Source organism: Mycobacterium sp. (assembly GCF_049802695.1).
Classification (GTDB): domain Bacteria; phylum Actinomycetota; class Actinomycetes; order Mycobacteriales; family Mycobacteriaceae; genus Mycobacterium.
Window position 1 is genome coordinate 1 of the sequence record NZ_JBARMY010000460.1, and the last position, 1,862, is coordinate 1,862.

Genomic DNA, 1,862 nt, shown 5'->3' on the forward strand with positions numbered 1-1,862 from the left:
CGCCAGCACCGGCGCGGTGATGCCGTCGGCGCGTAATTCCAGCGCCTCGTCGACGGTGGCGACGCCGAGTTCGGTCGCACCGGCGGCCATAGCCGTGCGGGCCACCTGCGTGGCGCCGTGACCGTAGCCGTCGGCTTTGACGACGGCCATCACCTGGGCGGACCCGGCGTGCTCACGCAGCACCTGCACGTTGTGCGCGATCGCGCCGAGGTCCACCACAGCCTCGGCGAGCACGCCGGCGGCCGCCGACGCGACGGTTGACGAAGTCGTTTGCATAGTCACCTCGCTGCCGATTGTCGCAGAGCCGGGCGAGTACACCCGTTCAGACAACCCCGAGCCGTCTCAGTGGGCGAAGTGCTGCGCTTCGTAGTGGCCGCCCGGCTGCAGCTTGTCCAGGCTGGCAAGAGCGGTGCGGGCGTCGTCGTGCAGAGCCCGGGCCAGGTCGGCGGAGAGGCCCTCGCGCACCACGATGCGCAGCACCGACACATTGGTGGCGTTGTCGGGCATCGTGTAGGCAGGCACCTGCCACCCGAAGCCGCGCAGCTCGTGAGACAAGTCGAACTCGGTGTAGCCGCGGTCACCGGCCAGCCGAAAAGCGACCACCGGAATCGCCGAGCCGTCCGAGACCAGCTCGCAGTGGTCGCCGGTGCGTAACTGCTCACCCAGCCAACGCGCCGTCAGCGACAACGTCTGCATCACCTGGGTGTAGCCCTCGCGGCCCAACCGCAAGAAGTTGTAGTACTGACCGACCACCTGGTTGCCCGGGCGGGAGAAGTTGAGCGTGAAGGTCGGCATGTCACCGCCGAGGTAGTTGACGTGAAACACCAGATCCTCCGGCAGGTATTCGTGGCTGCGCCACACCACGAACCCGACGCCCGGGTAGGTCAGGCCGTATTTGTGTCCGCTGACGTTGATCGACACCACCCGGGGCAGCCGGAAGTCCCACTTCAGCGAGGGATGCAGGAACGGCACCACGAACCCGCCGCTGGCGGCGTCGACGTGCACCGGAACGTCCACGCCCCCGGCTGCCGCCACTTTGTCCAGCGCAGCGCAGATCTCCGCGATCGGTTCCAGTTCACCGGTGTAGGTGGTGCCCAGAATCGCCACCACACCGATGGTGTCCTCGTCGACGGCGTCCACCACCTGCTCGGGTGTGATGACGTAGCGGCCCTCCTCCATCGGCAGGTAACGCGGCTCGACATCGAAGTAGCGGCAGAACTTCTCCCACACCACCTGCACGTTGGAGCCCATCACCAGGTTGGGGGTACGGGTCTTCCAGTCCTTCCCGACCTTCTGCCGCCAGCGCCACTTGAGGGCCAGCCCGCCGAGCATGACCGCCTCGCTGGACCCGATCGTCGACACTCCGCACGCGCTGCCCGGGTCGTCGTCGCGCAGTCCTTCGGCATGGAACAGGTCGGCAACCATGCACACACATCGCTGCTCGATGGCCGCGGTCGCCGGGTACTCGTCTTTGTCGATCATGTTCTTGTCGAACGTCTCGGCCATCAGCCTGTTGGCCTCAGGATCCATCCACGTCGTCACGAAAGTGGCCAGGTTGAGCCGTGAACTGCCGTCCAGCATCAACTCGTCGTGGATGAAGCGGTAGGCGGCGTCGGGGTCCATCGACTCCTCGGGCAGCCGCAGCGCCGGCACCGGGGTGGTGAACAACCGGCTGGTGTAGGCGGGGCTGACCGAATGCGCGGGAACGGACGGATGGTGGGGCAGCACGGCAGATCCTTTCTAGTCCTGCTGGGGACGGTGTAAACAGGCCAGGGCGGCCCGGATGTGCGGGAGGATGCGCGACGCCGAGGTGGGCGCGTCGCCGGGCCCGGGGTCACCGGCGGACAAGGCCGCTGCCCGCG

At 67.4% G+C, this 1,862-nt stretch carries 2 protein-coding genes; both read right to left on the reverse strand.

The window, feature by feature from the left end:
• The coding region (locus WA317_RS18505) for an alanine racemase (protein ID WP_425174422.1) at positions 1-276 on the reverse strand (276 nt) is incomplete at its 3' end.
• 66 nt (positions 277-342) lie between these two features.
• On the reverse strand, positions 343-1,725 hold the full coding sequence (locus WA317_RS18510) for a glutamate decarboxylase (RefSeq protein WP_425174423.1): 1,383 nt from the start codon (positions 1,723-1,725) through the stop codon (positions 343-345).
• Positions 1,726-1,862: the final 137 nt, after the last annotated feature.